This is a genomic window from Pseudoduganella namucuonensis, from assembly GCF_900116645.1.
Lineage (GTDB): Bacteria > Pseudomonadota > Gammaproteobacteria > Burkholderiales > Burkholderiaceae_D > Rugamonas > Rugamonas namucuonensis.
Map to the genome: position 1 here is coordinate 1 of NZ_FPBO01000099.1, position 2,148 is coordinate 2,148.

Consider the following 2,148-nt stretch of genomic DNA (forward strand, 5'->3'; position numbering starts at 1 on the left):
TCTTTCCTCGCGGCGAGCAGGATCGACGCAACCCTCGCCAGAGAGACGGCGGCGCGGATCGGCGCTGATCAAATGGTCTCCGGCTATAACGAGGCCGCGTTTGAAAAGGCAAGCTGGGCATCGGGCCAGTCCGAGCCGGTATCGGGCGCCCAGCTAACCCAATCATTTAACGGTGGGCTGAACTCACAACAGTTAATGGGAGATCGGAACGATTGGCTTGGCACGATCGGCCCGTACCAAGGCACCGCAGGCGATCAAGCCGGACCAACATTTATCCAGGACGTCGCGCAACGAGCCCGGGACAACAGCATGTTCAGCATGCCGGTGCCCGTAGTACAGCTAGTGCGGCAACGGCCAACCGTTTACGATCATTTGGCCGAGAGCTTCAAGACCACTCCGGACGTGATCCACACCATCGCCAACGCCGGGGAGGACGGCATCGCCTTCTCAAGACTGGAGAACAGCCAGTATTACGGCGCGCTTGTGGCCGGGGCAAGCAACCCCGTCACGCGGAACGCGTGGAATATCATGGGCTTGGCCAGCAACGCCGGACACGACGCGCTGAGCGCCGCCCGCGGCCTCTACGGCCTCACCGACCGCGACGCGCGTAGCGCGGCGATTGCGAACCTGAGCGACACCTTGGACAATCTGCCGCGCTATACGATCAAGGGCATGCGGGATTTCTCGGACCTGTCGACCGGGCAGAAAACCGACGCGCTCATCAAATTTGCTTTCGATAGCGCCATCAGTGCCGGCGCGGGCCGCGTCGCTGGCGTCGCCGGCAAACTCGCCCTCGACGGCGGCGTTGGCACGCTAAAATGGTTGGGACAGGGGCTTGCGGAATTCGACGGGCTTAATATCGGTGGTGTAAACTACCTCGCTCCGCTTCGGCTGAATGCGGTGGAGCCTGGACCGTCGTTGCAGTCAATGGGTGGGGCAAATAGTATAGGCGTTCCTGCTACTCGATCCGCTAATCCGCTTAGTACTGTGCTTGAGCGAGATGTACATGGCAATGAGATCATGTATCGAACGATGTCGGAAAAGCAATTTGAGCAATTTTCGAGAACTGGTGAGTTGCCGCCTACCACGGAAACATCAGTATCGCCCTCTGTGGCATATTCGTCGAAATATGATGGTGTGACGGTCAAAATTACGGTAGCACCCGGAACGTCCGCGCAGCTTCAGGAAATTGGAATTGCTGCAAACAAACCGGCAGCTGCTCAATTCCCCAATATGTCGACGCAGACAGGGAGCTGGATGCAAACAAATGCGCGTTTTAAAGTTGAGGGCGGGCAGATGACGACGCAACTTGGTCAAGGCAGGGCCATCGACATCTTCAATCAGAACATTGTGGACTTTGGATTAGTCCCTAAATAAGAGGTTATTCATGTTATTGCATCAAGATAAAGCAAATGTGCCGATGAAACAGGTGTACCAGCTTTCAGAGGAGTTAAGAAACGACCCAGAGCAAATTGCCTTGACGCAGGCGTTGACGTTGAACTCCTCCAAACCGTTCCTAGGACTTAAAGGTACGCAGGGGCTTTTTGGGTCGCCAGAATGGTGGTCCAGTATCGAACAGCGGAAAATGCCCTTGTTGTTCATTTCCGGAGTCATCCGGCGCGTGTATATCGCGGGCCAAGACGGCGGCGATGAGAGCAACGGTATCGAATTGTTACTGGAGAATGGTTCTGTGCGCGATGTGGGGATTTACGTCAATGACAAAGCCGATATCGCGCTATTTCGTGTCGGCTGCCGCGTTGAGCTTGTCTATGCATTGGATGAACTGAAAAAACAGCCGGCGCAGGACGGTGGAGTTAACTATTCCAAAATTGCGTTGGAAATGGCCGTATCGTTGCAGCCTGTAGGGTTGCCGTCGGCGCTGCCCCGTCCGCTTGTCCGGCAAGCAAAAACGCACCGATAAGCGGCTGACTTTTGAGAAAAAGCAACCGTCGAACCATCCAAATACCAGGTGGCTCGACGGATTCTTTCTATCCGCGAAAGCCGCGCCGTGCTGGCCACGACCCGGCTGGTGGCGGAAAGAACGAAGGAACTAAGCTACCTCGCCGACGGCATCAAGCTCGGCGTCGACACCACCAGCGTCGCCACCCGCAAGACCGCCGCCGTCAACAAGCTGACCCTGGACCGCTG

General features: G+C 56.6%; 2 protein-coding genes. Both read left to right on the forward strand.

The annotated features are described in order from the left end of the window. Nucleotides 1-1,377 (forward strand): hypothetical protein (locus tag BM436_RS38300; RefSeq protein WP_229491074.1); only part of this gene is annotated, 1,377 nt, incomplete at its 5' end. 10 nt (nt 1,378-1,387) lie between these two features. Beyond that, entirely contained in the window at nt 1,388-1,921 is a 534-nt protein-coding gene (locus tag BM436_RS35860) for an immunity protein RhsI2 family protein (RefSeq protein ID WP_093561684.1), read from the forward strand. Nucleotides 1,922-2,148: the final 227 nt, after the last annotated feature.